At 58.0% G+C, this 22,656-nt stretch carries 22 protein-coding genes; 4 read left to right on the top strand and 18 right to left on the bottom strand.

From position 1 onward, the window contains the following. Positions 1 to 55: 55 nt before the first annotated feature. The 14 genes from C2U40_RS25855 to C2U40_RS25795 all read right to left on the bottom strand — a co-directional run bounded on the left by C2U40_RS25855 (position 56) and on the right by C2U40_RS25795 (position 11,358). Positions 56 to 730, bottom strand: a complete 675-nt coding sequence (locus C2U40_RS25855; protein WP_103828863.1) for an AbiTii domain-containing protein — start codon at positions 728 to 730, stop codon at positions 56 to 58. A 563-nt stretch (positions 731 to 1,293) separates the two neighbouring features. Further along, the gene (locus C2U40_RS26415; protein ID WP_158656480.1) at positions 1,294 to 2,151 is read right to left on the bottom strand and encodes an AbiTii domain-containing protein; all 858 of its coding nucleotides are present in this window, start codon (positions 2,149 to 2,151) and stop codon (positions 1,294 to 1,296) included. A gap of 179 nt (positions 2,152 to 2,330) precedes the next feature. Continuing rightward, entirely contained in the window at positions 2,331 to 3,206 is an 876-nt protein-coding gene (locus tag C2U40_RS25845) for an AbiTii domain-containing protein (protein WP_103828862.1), read from the bottom strand. Between the two features lie 175 nt (positions 3,207 to 3,381). Next, positions 3,382 to 4,284 (bottom strand): AbiTii domain-containing protein, encoded by a 903-nt coding sequence (locus C2U40_RS25840; RefSeq protein ID WP_233768859.1) that lies wholly within the window; start codon positions 4,282 to 4,284, stop codon positions 3,382 to 3,384. A 176-nt stretch (positions 4,285 to 4,460) separates the two neighbouring features. Further along, positions 4,461 to 4,739 (bottom strand): hypothetical protein, encoded by a 279-nt coding sequence (locus C2U40_RS25835; RefSeq protein WP_103828861.1) that lies wholly within the window; start codon positions 4,737 to 4,739, stop codon positions 4,461 to 4,463. 165 nt (positions 4,740 to 4,904) lie between these two features. Further along, positions 4,905 to 5,801 (bottom strand): AbiTii domain-containing protein, encoded by an 897-nt coding sequence (locus tag C2U40_RS26410; protein ID WP_228520267.1) that lies wholly within the window; start codon positions 5,799 to 5,801, stop codon positions 4,905 to 4,907. Between the two features lie 179 nt (positions 5,802 to 5,980). Beyond that, positions 5,981 to 6,259, bottom strand: coding sequence for a hypothetical protein (locus C2U40_RS25825; protein ID WP_128344160.1), 279 nt, complete (start codon positions 6,257 to 6,259; stop codon positions 5,981 to 5,983). 288 nt (positions 6,260 to 6,547) lie between these two features. After that, positions 6,548 to 7,402 carry an AbiTii domain-containing protein gene (locus C2U40_RS25820; protein ID WP_158656479.1) on the bottom strand — a complete coding sequence of 285 codons (855 nt, stop codon included), beginning with the start codon at positions 7,400 to 7,402 and terminating at the stop codon, positions 6,548 to 6,550. Positions 7,403 to 7,605: 203 nt separating this feature from the next. Then, positions 7,606 to 7,854 carry a hypothetical protein gene (locus C2U40_RS25815; protein WP_206618400.1) on the bottom strand — a complete coding sequence of 83 codons (249 nt, stop codon included), beginning with the start codon at positions 7,852 to 7,854 and terminating at the stop codon, positions 7,606 to 7,608. 139 nt (positions 7,855 to 7,993) lie between these two features. After that, complete coding sequence (locus C2U40_RS25810) at positions 7,994 to 8,284, bottom strand: hypothetical protein (RefSeq protein WP_181014934.1); 291 nt, start codon at positions 8,282 to 8,284, stop codon at positions 7,994 to 7,996. Next, positions 8,277 to 9,194 carry a hypothetical protein gene (locus C2U40_RS26405; protein ID WP_128345686.1) on the bottom strand — a complete coding sequence of 306 codons (918 nt, stop codon included), beginning with the start codon at positions 9,192 to 9,194 and terminating at the stop codon, positions 8,277 to 8,279. The genes C2U40_RS25810 and C2U40_RS26405 overlap by 8 nt, the downstream gene beginning before the upstream one ends. A gap of 162 nt (positions 9,195 to 9,356) precedes the next feature. Then, the gene (locus C2U40_RS25805) at positions 9,357 to 10,253 is read right to left on the bottom strand and encodes an AbiTii domain-containing protein (RefSeq protein ID WP_103828859.1); all 897 of its coding nucleotides are present in this window, start codon (positions 10,251 to 10,253) and stop codon (positions 9,357 to 9,359) included. A gap of 494 nt (positions 10,254 to 10,747) precedes the next feature. Then, positions 10,748 to 11,068: a type II toxin-antitoxin system RelE/ParE family toxin gene (locus C2U40_RS25800; protein ID WP_233768858.1), complete on the bottom strand. Its 321-nt coding sequence runs from the start codon at positions 11,066 to 11,068 to the stop codon at positions 10,748 to 10,750. 8 nt (positions 11,069 to 11,076) lie between these two features. Next, positions 11,077 to 11,358, bottom strand: a complete 282-nt coding sequence (locus C2U40_RS25795) for a hypothetical protein (RefSeq protein ID WP_103828857.1) — start codon at positions 11,356 to 11,358, stop codon at positions 11,077 to 11,079. Between the two features lie 351 nt (positions 11,359 to 11,709). On the opposite strand from C2U40_RS25795, the gene C2U40_RS25790 reads away from it, so the two are divergent. Beyond that, on the top strand, positions 11,710 to 12,519 hold the full coding sequence (locus tag C2U40_RS25790) for a hypothetical protein (RefSeq protein ID WP_103828856.1): 810 nt from the start codon (positions 11,710 to 11,712) through the stop codon (positions 12,517 to 12,519). Between the two features lie 71 nt (positions 12,520 to 12,590). On the opposite strand, the gene C2U40_RS26400 is transcribed toward C2U40_RS25790, so the two are convergent. Beyond that, complete coding sequence (locus tag C2U40_RS26400; RefSeq protein ID WP_233768857.1) at positions 12,591 to 13,487, bottom strand: AbiTii domain-containing protein; 897 nt, start codon at positions 13,485 to 13,487, stop codon at positions 12,591 to 12,593. 1,162 nt (positions 13,488 to 14,649) lie between these two features. Between C2U40_RS26400 and C2U40_RS26810 the strand changes: the two genes are divergently transcribed. Then, complete coding sequence (locus C2U40_RS26810; RefSeq protein ID WP_233768856.1) at positions 14,650 to 15,564, top strand: DUF6685 family protein; 915 nt, start codon at positions 14,650 to 14,652, stop codon at positions 15,562 to 15,564. An 834-nt stretch (positions 15,565 to 16,398) separates the two neighbouring features. Further along, complete coding sequence (locus C2U40_RS25770) at positions 16,399 to 16,851, top strand: hypothetical protein (protein ID WP_103828854.1); 453 nt, start codon at positions 16,399 to 16,401, stop codon at positions 16,849 to 16,851. A gap of 68 nt (positions 16,852 to 16,919) precedes the next feature. On the opposite strand, the gene C2U40_RS25765 is transcribed toward C2U40_RS25770, so the two are convergent. Then, positions 16,920 to 18,038, bottom strand: coding sequence for a tyrosine-type recombinase/integrase (locus C2U40_RS25765; protein WP_128343594.1), 1,119 nt, complete (start codon positions 18,036 to 18,038; stop codon positions 16,920 to 16,922). Continuing rightward, positions 18,035 to 19,150 carry a DNA-binding protein gene (locus tag C2U40_RS25760; protein WP_158656478.1) on the bottom strand — a complete coding sequence of 372 codons (1,116 nt, stop codon included), beginning with the start codon at positions 19,148 to 19,150 and terminating at the stop codon, positions 18,035 to 18,037. The genes C2U40_RS25765 and C2U40_RS25760 overlap by 4 nt, the downstream gene beginning before the upstream one ends. 330 nt (positions 19,151 to 19,480) lie before the next feature. On the opposite strand from C2U40_RS25760, the gene C2U40_RS25755 reads away from it, so the two are divergent. Continuing rightward, positions 19,481 to 19,915, top strand: coding sequence for a hypothetical protein (locus C2U40_RS25755; protein ID WP_103829330.1), 435 nt, complete (start codon positions 19,481 to 19,483; stop codon positions 19,913 to 19,915). 125 nt (positions 19,916 to 20,040) lie between these two features. On the opposite strand, the gene C2U40_RS25750 is transcribed toward C2U40_RS25755, so the two are convergent. Next, positions 20,041 to 20,754, bottom strand: coding sequence for a hypothetical protein (locus tag C2U40_RS25750; protein ID WP_103829329.1), 714 nt, complete (start codon positions 20,752 to 20,754; stop codon positions 20,041 to 20,043). Positions 20,755 to 22,656 lie beyond the last annotated feature (1,902 nt).

Raw genomic sequence — 22,656 nt, 5'->3', positions numbered from 1 at the left:
GCATGCTTGGCCTGCAAATCGGCGTGTGCCGATGCCGATAGCGTTCCCTCGGCGTTCACCTGCTGGAGCCAGGCCAGCAAGAAGACAGAGCATCGGTCTTTTGCTCGCCGGACACTGTCTGCTGTTGATGGCCCCCGGGCGAGTTCAGCTGAATTTGAACACCAGTCGCATTCCCTCCGATGTGTATGCTCACCGGCGCCACCTGCCGTTCTTGCGGAGTGACGCTCATGCTGTCCCCCTGAACACCGGAAGCGGCCAAAGCGAGTGCCCAGTCTAGCACCCGCTCCTGCACCGCCGCGATGAGGGCCCGCACCTGGACCGTCGGCATACAAATCTCCACCTCCCGTTCGGTACCGATTTCGGCCATCAGCAAGCTCATGAGCTCAGGGGGGAATCGGACCCTCAGTGCTTTGCCGGTTGCGGCCAGCTCAGCCAGCTCGCTTGCGGGCAGCGAGAGCGGGCAAGTTTGCCACTGTACCGCCCGCTCGGTGTTGGCAACTGACAGCACGTGGTGGGACCCTGCCTGCCAGTACGCCAGATTCCCGCGCCGCTGGCGATAACGGGGCACACCGCAGCCGTCAGGATAGCCCTGTAGCTCATGGTCAAGCCAGATGATTGCCTCGGGCTGTTGGAGCAGACGTGCCACCACCTTTGCCATGCGCAGCAACTTAGTGATTTCAACGTTCGGATCGCTGGCCAGGGTGATGAGTTCGGGAACATGGGCAGGCATGGGGTGCTCCTGGGCAATAGTGGGGGCCTATTGTACCCGGTTTCGGTCGTGCGGGTTGTAGTGCTACAAGCGGAGAGGATCCGCTCCGGGTCAAAAAAAAAGGGAGGCCGAAGCCTCCCTCCAAAAAGTCACTTTTTGAACCAGTTTCACTGGCCTACGTGTAGGTGAAAGTGAAGAGAAATCTTCACTTGATACACGCAGATCAGCATCAAACCGCTAGCGATAATCATGCTTGATAGCATATCGATCTCCATATCAAATCAGGTGAATCCGTTCACCTGAGGGTTATTGGCCTCCTGGCTAGCCATAAGACTCGCTCTTGTGCCCGTGTTGACATTATACACCCTGCCCCCCAACATTTTTCATAAATTCATGATAAATCATGTAGATAATATATAATTCTCACGCTGGTATCACTCGCCCCCAATACTTGACCAGCCCTGTTTATCTACGAAGTATTCCCCGCGTCCACAATATGGGCTGCACCAGTTGATCTGGCTTGTATCTCGCAACGCCACCCGCCGCACGAAGAAAACGTGGCCTGCTGCCTCTGCCGGACTAGCTCAGTGGCCGTTAAGGGTTGCCAGCCACTTCAGCACCAGTTCGCTCAGAACCCCGCCGCCGGCTCCTTCCAGAATCGCCGCAACAGTGCTGGCCACCGCAGCGATCACCGGCCATTTCCACTTGGGGGCAGCGGTCTGGGCCTTGATAGTATCCAGCTCGCTCTGAAGCACATTGCCGTTTGCCAGCTGCAGTGGCTTCTCCTGCGCCACCCCAGGCTGGTCCGTAGCCTTCTGCCCGCCGGTGATGGTTTGCTGTTGCTGGCCCCCGGGCGAGCTCACCATCAGTTGACCACCGTTGAACCCGCCCTCGATGCGAATGGTAACCGGCGCCAGCGGCTGGGGCGAGGAGGGCATTTCGTCCCCCTCGATCCCGGCCTCAACCAAGTCGAGCACCCAGGTCAACAGTTGGTCCCGGACCGCATCAACAAGTGCGCGGATCTGATTGCCGCCAACCACCCGTACCGGCTCCATTGAGATATTCAGGTCTTGCATCAGCATGGCCATCATCTCCGGCGGGAGAACCATGCTCACATTTTTCCCGGGAATAGCCACGTCTTCCAACCCGCTGATGGGCTGACCAATGCTGCATGTCGAGACAGCTTCTGCGAATTCAGGGTGGTCGATGATGATGGGGATCAGCCCTCGAAAGGGATTCCGAGCTTTCAATTCACAGCGTATGACACGATAGGAGGGCAGCTTGGCATCATCCGGATAGCCCCGCAGCTCATGGTCGATCCAGGTAGCCCACTCAGCCTGTTTTAGCATACGGGCGACCACCTTGGCCTTGCGGAGCAGATCGGTGGTCTTAACTGCCGGATCACCGGCCAGGGCAATCAGGTCAGATAGCGAGGTGGACATCGAGGTGCTCCTGGGCGACAAGGGAGGTCCAGTGTACCCGATCTGGCCCGGTCAGTTGCAACGCTGCAAGCGGGTCGGATACAGCCGGTCCGCTCTGGCTGGATTTGAGCTTGGCTTTGTCCGTTGGCCCCAGTATGCAAAGCGGGGCCGCAGCCCCGCTCATACCCCGACGATAGCGATCAGCCGCCGCTCAAGCTGGCCAGCCACTTCAGCACCAGCTCGCTCAGCACCCCGCCGCCGGCGCCTTGCAGCACGGCCAGCACGCTACTACCGGCCAGCACGACGATCAGCGGCCATTTCCGCTTGGCGGTGGCGGCCTGGGGCTTGAGGGTGTTCTGCTCGCTCTGCCGCGTGTCGCGGTCTGCCGGCTGCCGTGGTGCATCCGCGCTCCCCTGCGCCAACCCGGACGGGCCCGCGGCCTTCTGCTCGCCGGTGACGGTTTGCTGTTGCTGGCCTCCCGGCGAGCTCACCATGACTTGGCCACCGTGGAACCCGCCCTCGATGTGAACGGTCACCGGCGCCAACGGCTGGGGTGGGGAGGGCATCCCGTCCCCCTCGATCCCGGCCTTGGCCAGCTCGAGTGCCCAGTCCAACACCTTGTCACGGACTTGAGCTACGACGGCCTGCAGTTGTGATGCGTCCAGTTGATGCACGACCTGGTACTGATCGCGGGCTTTCGCTGACAAGCCATCGTAAACGCGATGCCCAGAGGGGAGTTGCACATAGAGGGTGCCTTGTGACCCCAGCGCCTCCAACTTGCTGATCGAATCAAAACAGAGGTGAGCCTGAGCGGGAATCTCACCGTCAGTTTGGAACGTAAACAGATCAGTCAATTCGCCTGTCTGGACATCCCGCAGGTACACCGGGGCACGGATAAAACGGTATAGAGGAAGAGGATCTGACTCACGGTAGCCCCGCAGCTCCAGGTCGATCCAGGCTAACTGGTCGGATAGCTGGCACCGGTGGGCGATCACCTTGGCCTTGCGCAGCAGATCGGCTGTCTTGACGGCCGGATCGCTGGCCTGGGCGATGAGTTCAGGGAGTGGGGCGGGCATCCAGGCGCTCCTAGGCGACAAAAGAGCCCCAGTGTACCCGATTTGGCCTGCGCGATTGCAGCGCTGCAAGCGGGGCGGACCCCGCTCGCCCTCGCTGACCCGATTGGGGGTGGACTTTGGCCGCTGACCAAGAAAGCAAAGCGGGGCCGCAGCCCCGCCCATGCCCCGATACCGCTCAGCTACCAGTCAAGGTTGCTAGCCACCCCATCGCCTGCGCCGCCAGCACTCCGCCGCCAGCGCCTTCCAGAATTGCCCGCACACTCCCGGCCACGGCACCGATCACCGGCCACTTGGGGTTGTGGGAGGCAGCCTGGGCCTTGAGCGTATCCATCTCGACCTGCAGCTCCGCGCACATCTCCCGCTGCAGTTGCCCTTGTGCGATCACCTGCGCCAGCCACGGCAACAATGCCGCCAGGGCGGCCTCTTTCTGCGCACTTGTCACCGTCTGCTGTTGTTGGCCACCGGGCGAGTCCTGCATAAACTGAAAACCGGTCGCATTCCCCCCGATGTGAATGTTCACCGGCGCTAGCTGCTTGGCCTGCTGCTGTTCCTGTGGGGTGAAACTCATGCCTTCCCCCTGGATCCCTGCATCAGCCAGGTCAAGCGCCCAGCCAAGCACCTTGTCTCTGATCAGTTCAAGGAGTCCGCGCAGTTGGCTGGTTGCCAGTACGACCTCCGGTGTCATTGGTATATCCCCCTGCATTGCCATAATTTCCGCAGCAACGTTTGGAGGAAACAAGTACCTGACAATCCCATGCTCAGCGGTCGCCAACACTTCCAGCTCGCCGACCGGTTTGACAAACCGACAGGTTGATAATGATTCGATCAGCCCCGGAGAGTCGGACATAAGCGGGATCAGTCCCCGAATGGGATTTCTTACCTTCAATTCTCCCCGTAGCAACCGGTAGGGCGGTAACTCAACACCATCGGGATAGCCCTGCAGCTCATAGTTGATCCAGGCAGCCCATTCCGGCTGCTTTAGCTGACGTGCGGCCACCCATGCCTTGCGTAGCAGGTCGGCGGTCTTGATGGTCGGATCGCTGGCCATGGCGATGAGTTCAGGGATAAGGGCGGGCATTGATGCGTTCCTGGGCAAAATGGGAGCCCCCATTGTACCCGTTTTCGGTCGTGCGGATTGCAGTGCTGCAAACGGCAGGATCCCGGCTCCTCGCTGGCCCGATTTTGGGCGGGCTTGAGCCGCTGACCAAGAAAGCAAACGCCCCGCATAAGCAGGGCGTGATCTGGGCACCATCGTTACAGGCCGTACTGGCCCACCTCGTGGATCCATTTTGTCTCGTCATTGCCTGGCCGAGCCGCGGTATACCCTGCCCAACAGAAGAACAGCAGGGCGCCTATCACCAGCAACACCTGCACAACCGTGAACCCCGCTCTGGCGCCATAACGATTTTTTTTCAACGCATCCAGTATCCAGATCCCAGCGGCAACAAACAGCAGGATCAGCAGCGCTGTCATGCCCTCCTGTCTGATCCCCGCGATCAGCATCTTCAACGCATCCCAAACCCAAACCATCATGTCACCCTCCAGAACTACCAAGCCACGCCGTTTAGCGCAAAATACTGTATCCATATACAGTCTCGCAAACGTACCATGCCGCCCCGCTCGAGCGCACCACCGACCATCCTCCCTTGTCGAGTGAGCGGCGGGATCAGCGCAGCGCGGCAGCCGTCCCCCGCGCCATCAGCTGCCGCTCAAGGTGGCCAGCCAGCCCAGCGCCTGCGCCGCCAACACTCCACCGCCGGCGCCTTCCAGCACCACCCGCACACTGCCGGCCACGGCGCCGATCACCGGCCATTTTGGGTTAGGGGAGGCGGCCTGGGCCTTGAGGGTGTCCAGTTCGGCCTGCAACTCAGCACACGCCTCTCCCTGCAACTGCCCTTGCGCGATCACCTGCTGCAGCCACGGCAACAAGGCAGCCAGCGCCTCGGCCTTCTGCTCGCCTGTCGCTGTCTGCTGTTGCTGGCCGCCGGGCGAGCTCTGCATGAACTGAAAACCGGTCGCATTCCCCCCGATGTGAATGTTCACCGGCGCCAGCTGCTGGGCTTGCTGCTGCTCCTGGGGGGTAAAGCTCATCCCGTCCCCCTGGATCCCTGCATCAGCCAAGTCAAGCGCCCAAGTCAGCAGCTTGTCTCGGACCGCCTCAATAAGCCCACGAACTTGGTTTGACCCCAAGGCGAGTTCTGGCACCCCTGGCAGTGAAAGCTCTTGTATCAGAAATTGGCTCTGTTCGGGGGTGAAGAACGAACGAACAACTTCACCAGGTACAGCCAGGTCCTCCAAGGCCCCCATCGGATGACCAAACCGGGATTCCGTTATTAACCTGTTCATCTCGGCATTCCTAATTGGCAATGGAAGCCTCCCATGACCAGGCACATCGACTTTGAGCTCACCTTGCAGCACACGGTAGGGCGGTAAATCCCCGGACTGCGGATAGCCTTGCAGTTCATGGTCTATCCAGGTGGCCCACTCGGGCTGCTTGAGCAAGCGGGCGGCCACCATAGCCTTGCGCAGCAGGTCGGTAGTTTTGACGGTCGGATCGCTGGCCATGGCGATCAGCTCGGGGATAAGGGCGGGCATCGGGTGCTCCTAGGGGTCGACAAGGGGGGCCCATTGTACCCGGTTTGGCCCTGTCGATTGCAGCGCTGCGAGCGGGGCGGACCCCGCTCGCCCTCGCTGACCCGATTGGGGGCGGGCTTTGGCCGCTTACCAAGAAAGCAAACGCCCTGCATAAGCAGGGCGTGATCTGGGCACCATCGTTACAGGCCGTACTGGCCCACCTCGTGGATCCATTTTGTATCGTCATCGCTTGGCCGAGTCGCTGTATACCCTGCCCAACAGAAGAACAGCAGGGCGCCTATCACCAGCAACACCTGCACAACCATGAACCCCGCGCCGGCGCCATAACGATTATTTTTCAACTTCTCCAGTATCCCGATCCCAGCGGCAACTAACAGCACGATCAACAGCGCTGTCATACCCTCCTGTCTGATCCCCGCTATCAGCATCCTCAACGCATCCCAAACCCAATCCATCATGTCACCCTCCAGAACAACCAGGCCGCACCGTTGTGCGCAAAGCACTGTATCCATATACAGTCTCTTTAGCGTACCATGCCGCCACGCACGAGCGCACCACCGACCATCACTCCTTCGTCGAGTGAGCGGCGGGATCAGCGCTGGGCGGTAAGGGATGGCATCGGTTCGCCATCGCGCCCCCACCAGCCGGCAAGCACAGCGCGGCAGTGTCCTTTTGCCCTTGGCTTTGGCCGTTGGCCCGGAAAACAAAGCGGGGCCGCAGCCCCGCTCATACCACGACGATAGCGATCAGCCGCCGCTCAAGCTGGCCAGCCACTTCAGCACCCCGCCGCCGGCGCCTTGCAGCACGGCCAGCAGGCTACTACCGGCCAGCACGACGATCAGCGGCCATTTCCGCTTGGCGGTGGCGACATGGGGCTTGAGGCTGTCCTGCTCGCGCTGCCACGTGTCGAGGTCTGCCGGCTGCCGTGGTGCATCCGTGCTCCCCTGCGCCAACCCGGACGGGCCCGCGGCCTTCTGCTCGCCGGTAACTGTTAGCTGTTGCTGACCTCCCGGCGAGCTCACCATGACTTGGCCACCGTGGAACCCGCCCTCGATGTGAAAGGTCACCGGCGCCAACGGCTGAGGTGGGGAGGGCATCTTGTCCTCCTCGATCCCGGCCTCGGCCAGGTCGAGTGCCCAGCTCAGCAGCTTGTCCCGCACGGCATCGATAAGGCCTCGTACCTGGTTAACCCCCAGCACCCGCTCCGGCACCCTCGAGATCCGCAGTGCCTGCATCATCTCGACGGCCACATCTGCAGCAAAGCAAAAACTCAGGGGTTTCCCTGGTATCACCGCCTCTTCCAGCGGGCCAACAGGCTGGCCACACCGGCACCAGGTATAAAGGTAGGCCACCTGGGGATCATCAAACTGGATCGGGATCAGCCTACGCGCGGAGTCTCTGGCCATCAGCTCACACCGCATCTGGCGGTAGGGTGGCAACTCTACCTCATCGGGATAGCCCTGCAGCTCATACCCGATCCAGGTAGCCCACTCGGGTTGCTTGAGCCGGCGGGCGACCACCAGGGCCTTGCGCAGCAGATCGGCGGTCTTGACGGTCGGATCGCTGGCCAGGGCGATCAGGTCAGATAGCGGGGTGGGCATCGAGGTGCTCCAGGGCGACAAGGGAGGCCCAGTGTACCCGATTTGTCACGGTTGATTGCAGCGCTGCAAGCGGCAGGATCCCGGTCCCTCGCGGTGTCGGATTTGGGGCGGGCTTTGGCCGCTGACCAAGAAAGTAAAAGCCCCGCAGGGCGGGGCAATGTGTGACGGCAAGGCCGGTGATCACGGTCGGGGCGGGGGGGCAGTCACCTGACCTTGTGGAAGATGATGAGGATCAGGGGGACGCAGATCAGGAAGCCCAGGGAGGCCGCGTCAAACACCACGCCGGTGGCTTGCATCACCGCGTCCATCATGGCGCGGTGATACTCCAACGAGACGGGGCCAGTCCCGATCACGCTCTCCTTCTCAGCAATGTGCCCGAAGCTGGTAGAAGCCACCCCCAGCCAGAGGTAATAGCCCAGGGAAACCAGCGCAATGCCGGCCCAACGTAACACGGTTTTACTCTTACTTGCTGATATGACTTTATCCATCTAGTCGTCCATCCACCGCGCCACCGGAATACGGTTTCCGCCATCCACACGACACCTTTCAGAATAATCACAGCGAAAAATAGTACCGCTATATATTATGTCATCACTTATTGCCGCCCATGTTACTATATTTAGTTTTTCTATTTTCGACCCACCTCACAACTAATAAATATGAAAAGTAAAGCGCGGCGAATGAAATCACTGAGCCAAAATAAAGAAAATAAATCATGTCGTACACGCCATTGACTAGGCGGCTATACTCAGTGCCAATTAAATCAAACTCTAATCCATATTTTATATTGACCAATACGAGAACCAATATTGCGCTCATGATTATAAAATGAATCACAAAGGGCATTGCCACCCCTGTTATTTTAAGGATTTTCTTAATCATTGCTGCTACCTAATGAACCACCAAATGTCCCTGGGGAAACGCCACTTGAGCTGCCACCTGCAGCACCGGAACTATTGCCGGAGGAACCAAGGGTTTCTCCAATAGGTCCTGCACTCTTCATTGGCGATAAGCCCTCACCGTTCGGGATGGCTGTCTTCATAGCCGAAGTCACCTCAACTACAAGCATGTCAGAGCTTGAGGCTAGCTGTGACAGGTGGCGTTCGAGTGATGACGGTATGACGAAGTCCTCTGTGTACGTGTTCCCTATCGGCCCGTTGACAGTGAAGACGCTTGTCCCTGCCAGCTTCAACGCATCAACGGAAGTCGTTGTGCAGTTACTACCAGTTAGATCGTATTTATTTATCACTCTGCCAGTTTCTTTTATTTTATCTTTTTCTGGTTGAGTGGAACTGGAAAGCCATTTTCTTTGGAATATTGCCAACGTCAAATTTTCATCTACATCCATGATTTTAAATGCTCTCGCATTCATGCTATATAGTTCGTGTTGATAATACTCCCGAGCTTTTGCAAAGCCATATTGAATAAGTACGCCGTCACCGACAGGGGATACAGGATTACCATCAAATCGACCGTATGTGTATACGTGCATACTCCACTCTTTGTGGACTGAAATAAAGGCGTGCCCGGTTCCCTTTGTTTCAGTCCACAGAAATACACCGTTTGCTAAAATATCTCGTGGATTTTCGCAAATTTCATTTTCTATCCAATGCCCTTTGTTCGTTTCAATTAAGGTGACGCTGCCACGATCATCAGATCGAAAGCTTGAGGTTTTCTCGCCTTCCCATTCGCTTTTACCCCAGCGCTGCCATCCACCATTCCACCACTGCCCACTTCTGCTCGGATCCACATTTCCTCCACAGCCTTGCTTCCCAAAAAACCATTGTGCCATGTATGGGTAATCCGACCAACCGAGCGGATACCCAGACAAGTCACCGTCTGTCCGTTGCCGTACTGCAACTGGGAGCAGCGCTAGGCGGTAAGCGAGGACATCGGTTCGCCATCGCACACCCGCCAGCAGGTAAGCGCAGAGCGGTAGCCCTCCCCCGCGCCATCAGCTGCCGCTCAAGGTGGCCAGCCTGCCCAACACTGCTTCCGTCAGTACCCCGCTGCCGGCCCCTTCCAGGATCGCCCGCACACTGTTGGCCACGGCGCCGATCACCGGCCACTTGGGCTTCGGGGAGGCGGCCTGGGCCTTGAGGGTATCCAGCTCGGCCTGCAGCTCCGCACACGCTTCTCCCTGCAGTTGCCCTTGCGCGATCACCTGTTGTAGCCACGGCAACAAGGCCGCCAGGGCAACTTCCTTCTGTTCAATCGTCACAGTCTGCTGTTGCTGACCGCCGGGCGAGTTTTGCATCAACTGAAGACCATGAGCATCTCCATTGATGTGAATGTGGGTTACCGGCGCCACCTGCTGGGCTTGCTGCCGCTCTTGAGAAGTGAAGCTCATGCCTTCCCCCAAGATCCCCTCCTTTTCAAGCTGCAGTGCCCAATTCAAAACCTGATTTCTGACCGCCCCCAAGATCCGGTTCATGCTGGCCAACGTGAACCGACGAAGAGGGGTACAGTTCGTATCACATGCCGCCCGCAAGGCATCAGCTTCGCGCGGGGAAAATTGCATATGAATATCGTCAGATTCAGCACACCACCCCTCAATCTCGTCAACAGGCGTGTCAAAGTGGCAGAGTTGCCATCGAAATGCGGCCTCTGCAGACGGAAAGACCACCCCCTTCAGTCCATGGTGCCCATCGATCAGGACTTCTCCTTGTACATGCCGATAGACTGGGATGGCATCATCCGGCCCGTATCCATTGAGCTCGTGTCCAAGCCAGGTAACCCACTCGGGCAACTGCAGGCGGTGGGCCGCCACTAGGGCGCGGCGTAGCAGATCAGCGGTTTTAACGGCCGGATCGTTGGCCAGGGCAATCAGTTCGGGGATGAGTGCGGGCATGGACGTGCTCCTAGGCGATATTAGGCCCCCATTGTACTCGGTTTCGGTGGTTTGGATTGCAGGGCTGCAAACGGCAGGATCCCGCTCGTCCTCGATGGCCGGTTTTTCAAATCCCTCTTACTGCTATTAGCGTCTGGTGTACCATTCACGGGAGCAAACACCGCCATCCGGTTCGAACACCCCCATATGGCCAGATAGCCACGCACGGTGAAGCTCTGTGCCAACAATCAGCCTCCTCAACCAACGTGGCCATAGATGTTGCTGATATCCCTCAAGATATGCCCACAGAAGAATCCGCTTACTCATTTTTTCCTTTCTCAACGAGGTTGAGTGCATGGTAGGAGATACCTGCTAACTCCCGCCACACACATCACAATCAGGTTCGCCCGGTAGTACGTCGCCGGCCGGGGTCTTGTGCGGGGCGTCTTGTTCGGCGGCATGGCTGCCGAACAACCGACCCAGGCGGTTAACAAGGGTCATCGGGTGCGTCACCGTCATTGTCGTAAGATCAGATGCCGATACAGGGCATCCTCGATGCTCTGGCGCTGGTGCAGCACCAGCAGAATATAGGCCGCATCGGGCAGCACACTGTAGAGCACCCGGTAGCCCTTCTGATCGATACGCTCGCGCACATCGAGGCCATAGTCAGCGGTCGCCGGGCACTGCCGATAGAGCAGGGGATTGGCACTGATCGCCGCCACGGCCTCGGTCAGCAACGTCTCCACCAGGACGGCGGCCTGCTCGGGCCCGCTGTGCACCGCATTGAAGGCCTCGATGTCCTGCAGGCAGGTCAGCGCGGTCGCGGTCACGCGCACCGACAGCGTCATGTGCGGGCCGCCCGCAGCAGGGCCAGGGCTTCATCCTCGCTGTAGCTGCGACCTTTGCGGCCAATGTCCTGGGTGGCCAGGGCGACCAGCTTGACCAGCGCCTTATCTTCCCGCGCTTGGTGCAGATCGGCCAGCTCCTGGGCGCGGTCGGCGGCGGTGGTGATAAACAACTCGGGGGTGCCGTTCTTGGTGACGTAGACCCCGCCGTTGAAATTCTCCGGGGTGCCCAACGCCTCGCGGGCGGCGCGCTGGGACATGGCTTTGACGACTTCTCTCATGGCGTTATCTCTTTCTGGTGTCCGTGATGGGATCAGTATACCCCTGCCCGGATCGCAGCGGTACAAAATTGATTACCAATATTACCCACTTACCCGCCGTGCCGGTTGCAGGGCTGCAAGTGGCAGGATCCCGGCCCCTCGCTGGCCGGATTTGGGGCGGGCTTTGGCCGCAGACCAATAGTGCAAAGCGGGCCGGAGAGCAGGCCTGCGCGTCAAGCTGGCTCTGCAACTGATCATTCAAGTAGCTGGCAGGCTGGTATCTATTCCTTCTGATTGTTTTTTCTTATAGATACCGACATGGCTCCTGCCATAAGTACCATAGGCATGGACTCAATGAAGGAGACTTGCCCAATGACCAAGAGCAGAATCGAAGCCGTCGAAGTGTGCGAAGGTATTCTCAGAAAGGAGATAGAGAACAACGAGAAGAACAACGTATGGCCCTCCATCAACGCCACGGTCAGGGTACTGCTCCGGCAAAGCCGGACCATGGCCCCCGTCTATGAAGAACTCTGCGAACTGCTCCCCCTGGAACGGAATGTGACTAGCTTTCTAGATGCGCTGATCAACACATTCACCTTCTGGGATGAAGATGACATGCGCAAGGCCAGGGAAGCACGTGACAGACTCATCCAAATCAACGAGGACATCGCGGATCTCGCAACTCGCTTGGGTGATTTGCTCAGGGAGAGAGAGGACATCTGCAATCGAGCGGGATTCGGGTGTGAAAGAGAAACCGGTCTGGCGGCGCTATTTGATCGTGCGGGTGAGCACAACCCGCTCTATACCCTGTACCCCCAGGATGAATTTATACGCCTTACGCACAGATACGAGCACAAGTATTGGCCGAGCATCGAAGACCTGCTCAGTGAGCTCGCAAGCGATGCGGAACAATCGGAGGTGTATGCCCACGATGCGGAAACGGAGGCAGGCACCTCATCCAGAAAGTCATCACAGTACGACGTCCTTCGCGCATTCCAAGCCAAACTCGATGACTACGCACTCGGCGGCGAACTTCCATGCAATCTCAGACTGTCTGACAGCGCCATGGCCACCATCCTGAACTGCATCACAGAGCTCGACGCAGACTCCTTGGTCACAGCCGAGTATATCAAGAGCTTTCGACAAAAAGAGCGAGAGCGGGCCAAATCACGGCGACAGTAGGTCGCGAGCCATGGGACCGTTCACCCAGCATGCACCGCAGTGCCGTTGCGTTCCCACGCCCCGGATATCGCTCAGTTGCCGCTCAAAGTGGCCAGCCACCCCAGCGCCTGCGCCGCCAGCACTCCACCGCCGGCGCCTTCCAGTACCGCCCGCACACTGCCGGCCACGACGCCGATCACTGGCCATTTGGGGTTAGGGGAGGTTGCCTGGGCCTTGAGGGTGTCCAGTTCGGCCTGCAGCTCAGCACACGCCTCTTCCTGCAGTTGTCCTTGCGCGATCACCTGCTGCAGCCACGGCAACAAGGCCGCCAGCGCCTCGGCCTTCTGCTCATCTGTCACCGTCTGCTGTTGCTGGCCGCCGGGCGAGCTCTGCATGAACTGAAAACCGGGAGCATCCCCCCCGATGTGGATGTTCACCGGCGCCAGCTGCTGGGCCTGCTGCTGCTCCTGGGGGGTAAAGCTCATCCCGTCCCCCCGGATCCCCGCCTCGGTCAGATCGAGTGCCCAAGTCAGCAGCTTGTCCCGCACAGCATCGATGAGGGCCCGCACCTGGTTAGCCCCCAGCACCCGCTCTGGCACCATCGAGATCTGCAGTTCCTGCATCAGGATGGCGGCCATATCAGGAGGAAAGGAAAAACCCAGGTTGTTCCCTGGTATCACCGCCTCTTCCAGCGGGCCAATGGGCTGGCCACACCGGCACCAGGTATAGATGTTGGCCACCTGGGGATTGTCAAACAGGATCGGGATCAGCCCCCGGCCTGGCACTCTGGCTTTCAATTCACAACGCATCTGGCGGTAGAGCGGCAGCTCAATCTCATCGGGATAGCCCTGCAGCTCATATCCAATCCAGGTCGCCCACTCGGGCTGCTGTAGCAGGCGGGCAGCGACCATGGCCTTGCGCAGCAGCGCGGAGGTCTTGATGCTCGGCTCGGTGGCCATGGCGATCAGTTCAGGGATAAGGGCGGGCATCGGGTGCTCCTGGGCAACAAGGGAGACTCATTATATCCGGTTTCGGTTGTTTGGATTGCAGCACTGCAAGCGGTGAGGATCCCGCTCGCCCTCGCTGGCCGAATTGAGGGCCGGCGTTGCCCGCTGACCAAGCAAAAAAGCCCCGCAAACGCGGGGCTTGGTCATTCGATAACGGATCACATAACCCGTTTAGAGCAGGGTATATGACCGGCGCACCAGATCTGCACTGGACGGTCAGGGATATTCACCCTTACCGATTTGCCTCGTACTCGGCTTTCCTTTTCCAAGATGATTTGGCTGCTGACTCTGTGCAGCCTGTGCCGGTGATCCAGTGGCCTCTGAACAGACCGACCACTTTAACTGACGATCCTTTGCCTTGCAGCGACACAGCAACCACTTCACCGTCTATCGCGATCCAGTCCTGCTTTGATACGAACATACAAACCTCGCTACGTGATGTTCAACTCACCGAAATGCTACGATCACGACTCAGCACTGATGCCATCATTTCAGCAGCGCGGCAGCGTCCTTTTTCCCGCCGCTTTGGCCGTTGGCCTAGACTCCCAAATCCCCCCTGGCCACCCCCTCACCCCAACATCTTGTGTCCGTGCAGCTGCGATCGGCCACTAGATATAGTGGATCCCGCAAGGATCGCCCCCGCCCGCCGCCCGTCCAGGCCAGCGCCCCCGCTTTGACTTTTCGCCCATAACGGCAAAACTCCCAAACCCGCCCCGCGCCGGCGCGGATTTATTGGCCCTGACAGCGGCCCCCCGGATCTGGCATCCTGCCGATCACCCACTCCACCCCGCGACGAGGATCCCGATGCAGATCACCCCCCTTGCTCATGGCCATGGCCAGGCGCTTGGCCATCTTCACCCGGGCGGCCCCCTGGTGCGCCCCGTTATCCCTTGGCCCATAAAGTGCGGGCGGTGCTGGCCGATGGAACTGGCTGAAAGAGACAGAGGGGGAGGGATATAACATTGGTGGTGCTGACGCCGCGGTGTTGCTACAGGAAAACCCGCAATTTACGGGAAGGTGGAGTTGACGCTCGCCGGCACAGCCCACAGGATAGGGGACGCAAACAGCCCTCGCGTCAACGGCGCTCGGGGTTATCAAAATCACTTTTGAACAATCAATATCAACATTCGATGGAGTCCTTGCCATGTTTGCCACCACTGTGCGCTTTATCAAGCATCAGCTGGGCCACCCCGCCCGCCTGAATGCCCTGCTGGCCACCGATCCCGCCCTGGGCTATGCCCTCGAGCTGCCCCCCTCTGTCAGTACCGACAGCATCACTCGCTGGCACGAATGGCGACCAGCAGGCTGGAACGCCCAACCCGGCGAGCTGCGCGGCTGGGCACGGATCAATGGCCAATACCAGGGTCATGCCATCCTGAACGGTGCGCTGGCCACCCTCTGCGAACAGGCACAATTTGAAGACTGGACGTGTGATATTCGCCAAGTGCAGGTGCTCTCTGCCTCCAAGAGCCCCCTCGAAGCCTTTGCCGATCTGGATGCCTTTGCCGAGGCCCGTTGCCGGGGCTACCTCGATGACGCCAGCTCCGACAACATCGCCCGCAACCTGGTCCATGGCGAGGTCAGGATCATGCAACCGGGTCGCGGCGACTATTTTCTCTACCACGGCTGGGCTGGCCGGCTCTGCCTCATCAACAGCGGCGGCAGTCACCACTTTGCCACCGCCCGTTACCTGGCCGGCGTCGCCCGCCAACCGGTCGAGCTCAAAGGGATGCTCAAGGGCTACCTGCTCAACCCTGCCGCCGTCACCGGCCTGACAGACGAATATGAGCTGTTCGCCATCACCCGGGATCCGCTGCTCTGGGATGAGTTGTTTGAGTCGATGCGTGCATTGCAGGCCACCTGGTTTGCCGGCGACTTACCCCGCCCTCACCGCGAGGGGCGGGCACTGCTGCTGCCCAGGGACGACCGCAATTCGATGAAGGTGGCCAGCGCCCTGCGCAAGGCCGGAGTGACCGATCTAGGGAGTTACCTGCAGCGGCAAGTCCATCGCCAACATGACTATCCGGTCGGGGCGATCATGGCCGGTTGTCACGGGTAACCCCGCACCGTGGACAACAGCCCAGTCCACAGAGGACAAGCCCCTGCTGGACGGCCTGCGGTATGGCACTTGTCCATCGCGTTAAGAACCTCTTAATTCTAATGACTGACTGCAGTGGCGTGTGCCATAGAGGATGTCGAAGGTGAATCTGTGTGTGAGCTGATGCCATAGACATATCGGTGAACGGACATGAAGGATTCAACAAGCGAGGGGCTAATTGATACACCACAGAACGATATGGTTAGCAGGGGGGTGTAGATGGACTATGAGTAGGGGCCAAGTCGATTAGCTGGTTCCCTCATATCCTCCGGAGACAATGGCCAGATTAGCCCGTTACAGAACAGAATTAATAGATGGTTAGGAGAGCATAGTCAGCAAACCATTCTTCAAACACCACGAATGCGGATTTTAGCTGCCATTCATGACCCCTGGATCAAATCCCAACGATCATTCTACCGATTCGAGTCGTGTTGCTTCAGCATGGTTCAGCCACATCATTATAGCCTCAGTATGATTTGACGATAAGTTTATGCCCTGATCACTGCAATGCTGAAGCCATGTCAATACAGAAGAGGATGTTGAGTCAACAATGATCTCTGTGAACTCTAAATGGATGTGGCAACCAGGTGGAAGAATGCTCGCGTACATGATCATAATTTCGCCCAATGAAGGTGCTATTTGTGTATCTGTGGCCATAGTATCTGTCTATCAATTTATCCCTCGGCAGCATAGCTCAAAGCTCTCTTGATAATCGGGTACGAATTGATAGGGGGGTTTTTGCATGCCGGTAGATAGCATGTAGAATACCAAAAAACATCGAAAAATGAGTGGGTTATGACACAAGAATACGGCAAGGCGTTCAAAGTGTACCGGCAGGATCTATCAATGGCCGCCACCTTCCAGGCAGTGAAGGCCTCCGCCGGATATCCGACTGTGAGACTGGAGTTGGCACCAATGTCCGGAAGCAATGCGAACTGGGAAAATAAGTGGGGGATTAATATCTCATTCAAGGAGCTGCATGCAGTTGCGTCTGTCCTGACGGGCCTTAAGAAGACTTGCTCTGGCTCTTTCCATGGCGAAGAGAAAAACCATAGCTATGAATTTTTAAACACTGGAGTAGGGGTCAAGCTGGTGATACATTTCGCAGGCCATGGGCGTTCGATAACTCTCAATGGCAATGATTCTTTCTGGTTGTCGACCCTGGTCATTGATGCCATATCGCAAAATGCTCCCCCGGGATTTGCAAACAACCTCATTATGCCGCTCATTCAAAGAACACAATTCTGAACTGAATTGTTGAGCGCCGATCAGTACCAATCGGCGCAAATAACGCTGCAATATACAGATGCGATTGGCTAATCTTCAGTACCTTCAGAATATCTGCTAAATATATCCTCGCCTGCGATGACGGCGCGCATTTCATCTCTGCTAGTTTCAGTGTAGATCGAGGTAGTTGATATATTTGAATGACCCATCAAGTCTGACACTGTTTGTATATCGCTGCGTTTGAGGTTCTTTTGTGCAAAGGTATACCTTAGGTCATGTGGTGTTGCATGCTCGATGCCAGCCAAGATCAGCCTTTGCTCCATCATACGGTTCACGCTAGAGCGGTCGAGTGGCCTCAGTTGACCGACCATGCTCGGTGGAATCCGCTTCTTAACGGCATCGTTGTCTGTGTATCTTACAGTTTTCCCACCCCTGTTGATTGAGCAGAATAATGGACCGAGGTCATCCCCCCGGACCTCGGTCCAGTTCCCAAATATTTCTCGTAACCCTCGTGGCATAGGCAATGTTCTTGGTTTATTTCCCTTTCCTTTGTAAACCAGTAATTCTCCATCAATCGCACCCGCCCATCTGATATGCTCAATCCGTAGGCCAACCACTTCCATTCGACGTAACCCACACCCCCTCATAACGGACAAGATAGCCATATCACGAAGCCCTTTAGGACTTTTGTCAGCTCCCAGCATACTAAAGAGGCAAGAAATCTCGTCGTCAGTTAGGCTTCTGTGGGGGCGGATTTCGCCACGCCCTTGTGAGCCCTTGATGTTCTTTGACGCCATAATCGCATCATATTCACCATGATTGTCATCCGGGATCATCCGTAACAACTTTGCCATTTTTAATACAGAACGAATCATGCTCATATGACGATGTATTGTTTTTGGTGCCAACCCTTGTTGTTCGAGATAACGCATGGTTATCTGGTAGTGATTTGATGTCATTAGATGCCAGGGGGCCACTTCAGGTTCAGAGCCATATAATAGCTGACTGATTTTCGTCAATGTCGATTTTGCCGTGGACCTGCTACCGGCAGAAAGTGAAGCTAAGTATCCGGTGTATGGCGATTCTGGAATTAGATCTATTCTGCCCGCAAGGGTGTTTTCACCATACGGCACTAGTGTTGTTGACGGCTCCTTCAAATACCCCTTATTTACACCATCATTTATCAATTCACCCTTGACCTTTCTCAATTATCCTTCCCCCCTAGCATACTCAGCATTTCATTCATAGTCTGCAACTTAGCCTCTTGCTGAATAATAACGATCTTTGCCGCCTTCAGTTCATCTTGAGCATATGAGTATTGTTGTTTGGATGAATCATTTTGCTCTGTCAGTTCCAGTAAATCACGTTCGAGGTTATTAACTTTATTCGCCATCTGTTGCTCTGTAACTGCAGCAGTTTGAAGCTGTTGACGCAAGGTATTGCATTCGATTTTTACTTCATTCATTCCATCTAATTGGTTTTGAAGCATGAGGATCTTGTGCTCAAGCTCGATGCAGTTCCGTTGGCATGAACGTAATGCTTCCTGAGTGGCATCAAGCTGATTTTCCTGCGCTGTGGAATGATCTTTGACCTTGAGCAATTCAGACTTCGACGAGGCAACTTCTGATTGAAGTTGACCAATGGTAGCGTTTGACTCAGCAAGTTGTCTCTGTAATTCGACACGCTGCTCTGTCGACATATTCAGGCCTGATTGCAGACGAGTGGCTTCTAGCTTGAGTGCTTTCGCTTCATCATTTGCAGCCCGAGCTATCGCTTGTGCTTCATCGACCTGAGTCCTTGCCTCCAGAAGATTTTCTGATGCAATTGCGAGAGCGGAAGTAAGACGGGCCACCTCTAACTTGGTCGAATTGTGAGTATCTGAAAGTTCGGTAAGCCGATTTTGAAGCTCGTGATTCTGCGCATTCACCTGATCATTAAGTGCTTGCTGCCGGTCGAGCTGTTCCACCAATAAGGCATTCTCAGCCTCAATTGCCTCAATGGCAGACTCACTCATCTTAGCTTGCTCATCCATGCGCCGGCGTTCGGCAACCAGGTCCATTTGTTGGCAATCTGCTGAAATCCGCCACATCTGCTCAATGAACTCCATGCCGGCGGCCGACACCGACGAAGGTACATTAGCGGAGCTCGGTGCAGGGCGATTTGCGCTCTGCCACTCCCTCAATACCGGGCCGATTTGGGAGTTAGAGCCGCGGCCCAGTCGCTGAATAATGAGCTTGTATGTTGGAGCATGGCCAGTAGCGGCAACCTCCTCAATGGCCCTCCAGATATCTTCTCGTTGCAAAGCTACCTTTGTTTTCATAACTGTCCCCAATAGTGACCACATTTAGCCAATCGCGTATCGCGTAGCATCTCATTACACGCGACACGACACAACCCCAAGTCACCAGCACAGCGATAAATACAGCCGAAACCAAAACCATAAAAGGACTGGAGCGTCAAGATACCCCATCAAAAATACATAGCGCAATGAAATGTATATTCTATTGCGTTAAATCCCCAGCGGGGGTAGGATTCATTTTGTCGGTGTAACCATCGCTACACGACGACACTACCAAGCAAATGAGTGGGCTCATGACCATCAACCACGATATGGTTGGTGCTAGAGTTGGAAGCAACGAAAGGAGGAAGTGTGAGAGGCTTGTTTTTAGGGGTTGACCACCGATTCGTCACGCAGGCCTTTCTTGGGGCCACGGTGGCGACCGGCTGCGCACTACGGTTTGGATCTGGAGCGGACTTCGCTGCTGGTTACTACGCGCTCACGGCACTGGTCATGGCCATAGGCCTAGGGTGTCTGTACTTCGGGTTATCAGCGAACTACCTGGGCTTAAGTTGGCAGTTGTTCCAGTACCCATATGACATAGGCACCCGCACTCGCCTGGCATCACTCTTGGTGATGCGCCGTCGAGCTGCGATAGGACTCGGTATTTCAATGGCGATGACCAACAATTTGATTATGTTGGCGGCTTTTGGGGGGGGTGTGTTTTCTGTCACTTCACTCGGGGTGTTGGCGGGGTTCTTTTTCGTGTTGGCGTATCAGTGGCACTTCAAAAGGAAAGTGGCTTAATACAGACTAGGGTGCGATTAAAAAAGCTCCGAAAAAGCCGACTCTCATTGAATTCTAGCGCCCTGAGCTACCTCCCCCCAAAAACTTCAGCGGCCGTCATCTCTCACGATTATTGACTTGGATTCTCAGGAGCAAATGGTACCGAAATCTCCCGCGCTTTCAGGAAGCGTCATCTCCCATGGACGAGGTGTTGGTTCGTAGTAGCGGATCCCTACACCTCTTGCTACGTTCTGCAGCTCGTTCAATATCATTTTTGCAGAGTTAGCGACAGCGAAACGGTGGGATGGGAGAACGGAATTAATTCCTTTCTGTAGGAGGGATGGATAGAAATGATTGGATTGAATATCTCCGATACCAACTTGAATGCCGACAGCATCATATATTTCGGCGAGTCCTTTGGTATCTAAACGCTCAGGAAACATCCCTAATGAATCAGGCGTTCCCATTAAAATAAAATGTTTATTGTGAGCCAGCAGTGCGACATGTCTTGTCACGGTTTCAACGAAACGATAATCAGCCAATATTTGCATGCTAATTGGGATGAACATTTTCGGAGCTTCACCAATAGCATCGCGAGGTATGCTTTTCCAGACATCTAGTGCTTTACCAAGAAGGTACGAACCAAGCAAAAACTCTACATCGTAGGTGTAGGTTGCAAAGCGCATAGATAGCGGAAGGCGAAGCACAAGAGCATTCGTAGTATCCCCATCAGCAGGGAACACTGGGTCTAGGGTCAGCTTGATGCTATCAGCAGCAATTGCTTGGCGTGCCAATTGAGCCGCCGTGAGTTTATCTGGTTTCATGTGGTTATGTTTTTTTCTCCGCTTGTCTTTAGGCATTGTGACACACCTCCGTAAGCGAAATTAATAGTCAGCTGAGGTGATGGTTTTTCACGGCAGCAATCACAGCATGGCAGTTTGGGACTCAAATTACAACAGACCAAATGTATAGTTTGCCTACACTACAATGTCATACCACACAAAAATGTTAACACACTATTACGCGCTTCATTTCATTTGGCAAGGTAAACCCCCTACTTCGTTCAGCGTTTCGCAAGGTAATCTAACATCCCGGTTGTTCTTTCATATGCAGACCCCTTCATTTGGCTCTGGGCCTCCTCCCTTCGCTCACCGCAGGCCGCCCCGGGCGCCGAGACCGCGGCGGGTCGGTGCCACCAGCTACACCGACCCGCCGGACGCAGTACCGGATCCACCCCGCCGGCGGAGGCCACCCTGGGCGCGAGCTCGTCGGCGGCCCGGGGCCACCTGCTACACCGGCCCGCCGGACGCAGCACCGGATCACCCCCGCCGGCGGAGGCCACCCTGGGCCCGAGCTCGTCGGCGGCCCGGGGCCACCTGCTACACCGGCCCGCCGGACGCAGTACCGGATCCACCCCGCCGGCGGAGGCCACCCTGGGCCCGAGCTCGTCGGCGGCCCGGGGCCACCTGCTACACCGGCCCGCCGGACGCAGTACCGGATCCACCCCGCCGGCGGAGGCCACCCTGGGCCCGAGCTCGTCGGCGGCCAGGGGCCACCTGCTACACCGGCCCGCCGGACGCAGCACCGGATCACCCCCGCCGGCAGTGGCCACCCTGGGCGCCAAGCTCGTCGGCGGCCCGGGGCCACCGGCAGTACCGACCCGCCGGACGTCGCACCGGATCACCCCCGCCGGCAGTGGCCACCCTGGGCACCGAGCTCGTCGGCGGCCCGGGGCCACCTGCTACACCGGCCCGCCGGACGCAGTACCGGATCCACCCCGCCGGCAGTGGCCACCCTGGGCGCCGAGCTCGTCGGCGGCCCGGGGCCACCAGCTACACCGGCCCGCCGGACGCAGTACTGGATCCACCCCGCCGGCGGAGGCCACCCTGGGCCCCGAGCTCGCAGCAGCCCGGGGCCACCAGCTACACCGGCCCGCCGGACGCAGCACCGGATCACCCCCGCCGGCGGAGGCCACCCTGGGCACCGAGCTCGTCGGCGGCCCGGGGCCACCTGCAGTACCGACCCGCCGGACGTCGCACCGGATCACCCCCGCCGGCAGTGGCCACCCTGGGCGCCGAGCTCGTCGGCGGCCCGGGGCCACCCTGGGCGCCAAGCTCGTCGGCGGCCCGGGGCCACCGGCAGTACCGACCCGCCGGACGTCGCACCGGATCACCCCCGCCGGCAGTGGCCACCCTGGGCGCCGAGCTCGTCGGCGGCCCGGGGCCACCCTGGGCGCCAAGCTCGTCGGCGGCCCGGGGCCACCGGCAGTACCGACCCGCCGGACGTCGCACCGGATCACCCCCGCCGGCAGTGGCCACCCTGGGCGCCGAGCTCGTCGGCGGCCCGGGGCCACCGGCAGTACCGACCCGCCGGACGTCGCACCGGATCACCCCCGCCGGCAGTGGCCACCCTGGGCGCCGAGCTCGTCGGCGGCCCGGGGCCACCTGCAGCACCGGCCCGCCGGACGCAGCACCGGATCACCCCCGCCGGCAGTGGCCACCCTGGGCGCCGAGCTCGTCGGCGGCCCGGGGCCACCTGCTACACCGGCCCGCCGGACGCAGTACCGGATCCACCCCGCCGGCGGAGGCCACCCTGGGCCCGAGCTCGTCGGCGGCCCGGGGCCACCTGCTACACCGGCCCGCCGGACGCAGCACCGGATCACCCCCGCCGGCAGTGGCCACCCTGGGCGCCGAGCTCGTCGGCGGCCCGGGGCCACCTGCTACACCGGCCCGCCGGACGCAGTACCGGATCCACCCCGCCGG

This window comes from Aeromonas sp. ASNIH4, assembly GCF_002934425.1.
GTDB lineage: Bacteria > Pseudomonadota > Gammaproteobacteria > Enterobacterales > Aeromonadaceae > Aeromonas > Aeromonas hydrophila.
Note: the sequence above shows the minus strand (reverse complement) of the source record. Positions and strands in the feature narration are given on the sequence as shown.

Excerpts from the sequence above, each read along its gene's own strand:
- C2U40_RS25790 (WP_103828856.1), top strand. The coding sequence starts at position 11,710 with ATGACCAAGAGCAGAATCGAAGCCGTCGAAGTGTGCGAAGGTATTCTC.
- C2U40_RS25835 (WP_103828861.1), bottom strand. The coding sequence starts at position 4,739 with ATGATGGTTTGGGTTTGGGATGCGTTGAAGATGCTGATCGCGGGGATC.
- C2U40_RS26410 (WP_228520267.1), bottom strand. The coding sequence starts at position 5,801 with ATGCCCGCCCTTATCCCCGAGCTGATCGCCATGGCCAGCGATCCGACC.
- C2U40_RS25825 (WP_128344160.1), bottom strand. The coding sequence starts at position 6,259 with ATGATGGATTGGGTTTGGGATGCGTTGAGGATGCTGATAGCGGGGATC.
- C2U40_RS26810 (WP_233768856.1), top strand. The coding sequence starts at position 14,650 with ATGTTTGCCACCACTGTGCGCTTTATCAAGCATCAGCTGGGCCACCCC.
- C2U40_RS25760 (WP_158656478.1), bottom strand. The coding sequence starts at position 19,150 with ATGAAAACAAAGGTAGCTTTGCAACGAGAAGATATCTGGAGGGCCATT.
- C2U40_RS25855 (WP_103828863.1), bottom strand. The coding sequence starts at position 730 with ATGCCTGCCCATGTTCCCGAACTCATCACCCTGGCCAGCGATCCGAAC.
- C2U40_RS26415 (WP_158656480.1), bottom strand. The coding sequence starts at position 2,151 with ATGTCCACCTCGCTATCTGACCTGATTGCCCTGGCCGGTGATCCGGCA.
- C2U40_RS25810 (WP_181014934.1), bottom strand. The coding sequence starts at position 8,284 with ATGATTAAGAAAATCCTTAAAATAACAGGGGTGGCAATGCCCTTTGTG.
- C2U40_RS25840 (WP_233768859.1), bottom strand. The coding sequence starts at position 4,284 with ATGCCCGCCCTTATCCCTGAACTCATCGCCATGGCCAGCGATCCGACC.
- C2U40_RS25805 (WP_103828859.1), bottom strand. The coding sequence starts at position 10,253 with ATGCCCGCACTCATCCCCGAACTGATTGCCCTGGCCAACGATCCGGCC.
- C2U40_RS26400 (WP_233768857.1), bottom strand. The coding sequence starts at position 13,487 with ATGCCCGCCCTTATCCCTGAACTGATCGCCATGGCCACCGAGCCGAGC.
- C2U40_RS26405 (WP_128345686.1), bottom strand. The coding sequence starts at position 9,194 with ATGGCACAATGGTTTTTTGGGAAGCAAGGCTGTGGAGGAAATGTGGAT.
- C2U40_RS25820 (WP_158656479.1), bottom strand. The coding sequence starts at position 7,402 with ATGCCCACCCCGCTATCTGACCTGATCGCCCTGGCCAGCGATCCGACC.
- C2U40_RS25845 (WP_103828862.1), bottom strand. The coding sequence starts at position 3,206 with ATGCCCGCCCCACTCCCTGAACTCATCGCCCAGGCCAGCGATCCGGCC.
- C2U40_RS25795 (WP_103828857.1), bottom strand. The coding sequence starts at position 11,358 with ATGAGAGAAGTCGTCAAAGCCATGTCCCAGCGCGCCGCCCGCGAGGCG.
- C2U40_RS25750 (WP_103829329.1), bottom strand. The coding sequence starts at position 20,754 with ATGCCTAAAGACAAGCGGAGAAAAAAACATAACCACATGAAACCAGAT.
- C2U40_RS25770 (WP_103828854.1), top strand. The coding sequence starts at position 16,399 with ATGACACAAGAATACGGCAAGGCGTTCAAAGTGTACCGGCAGGATCTA.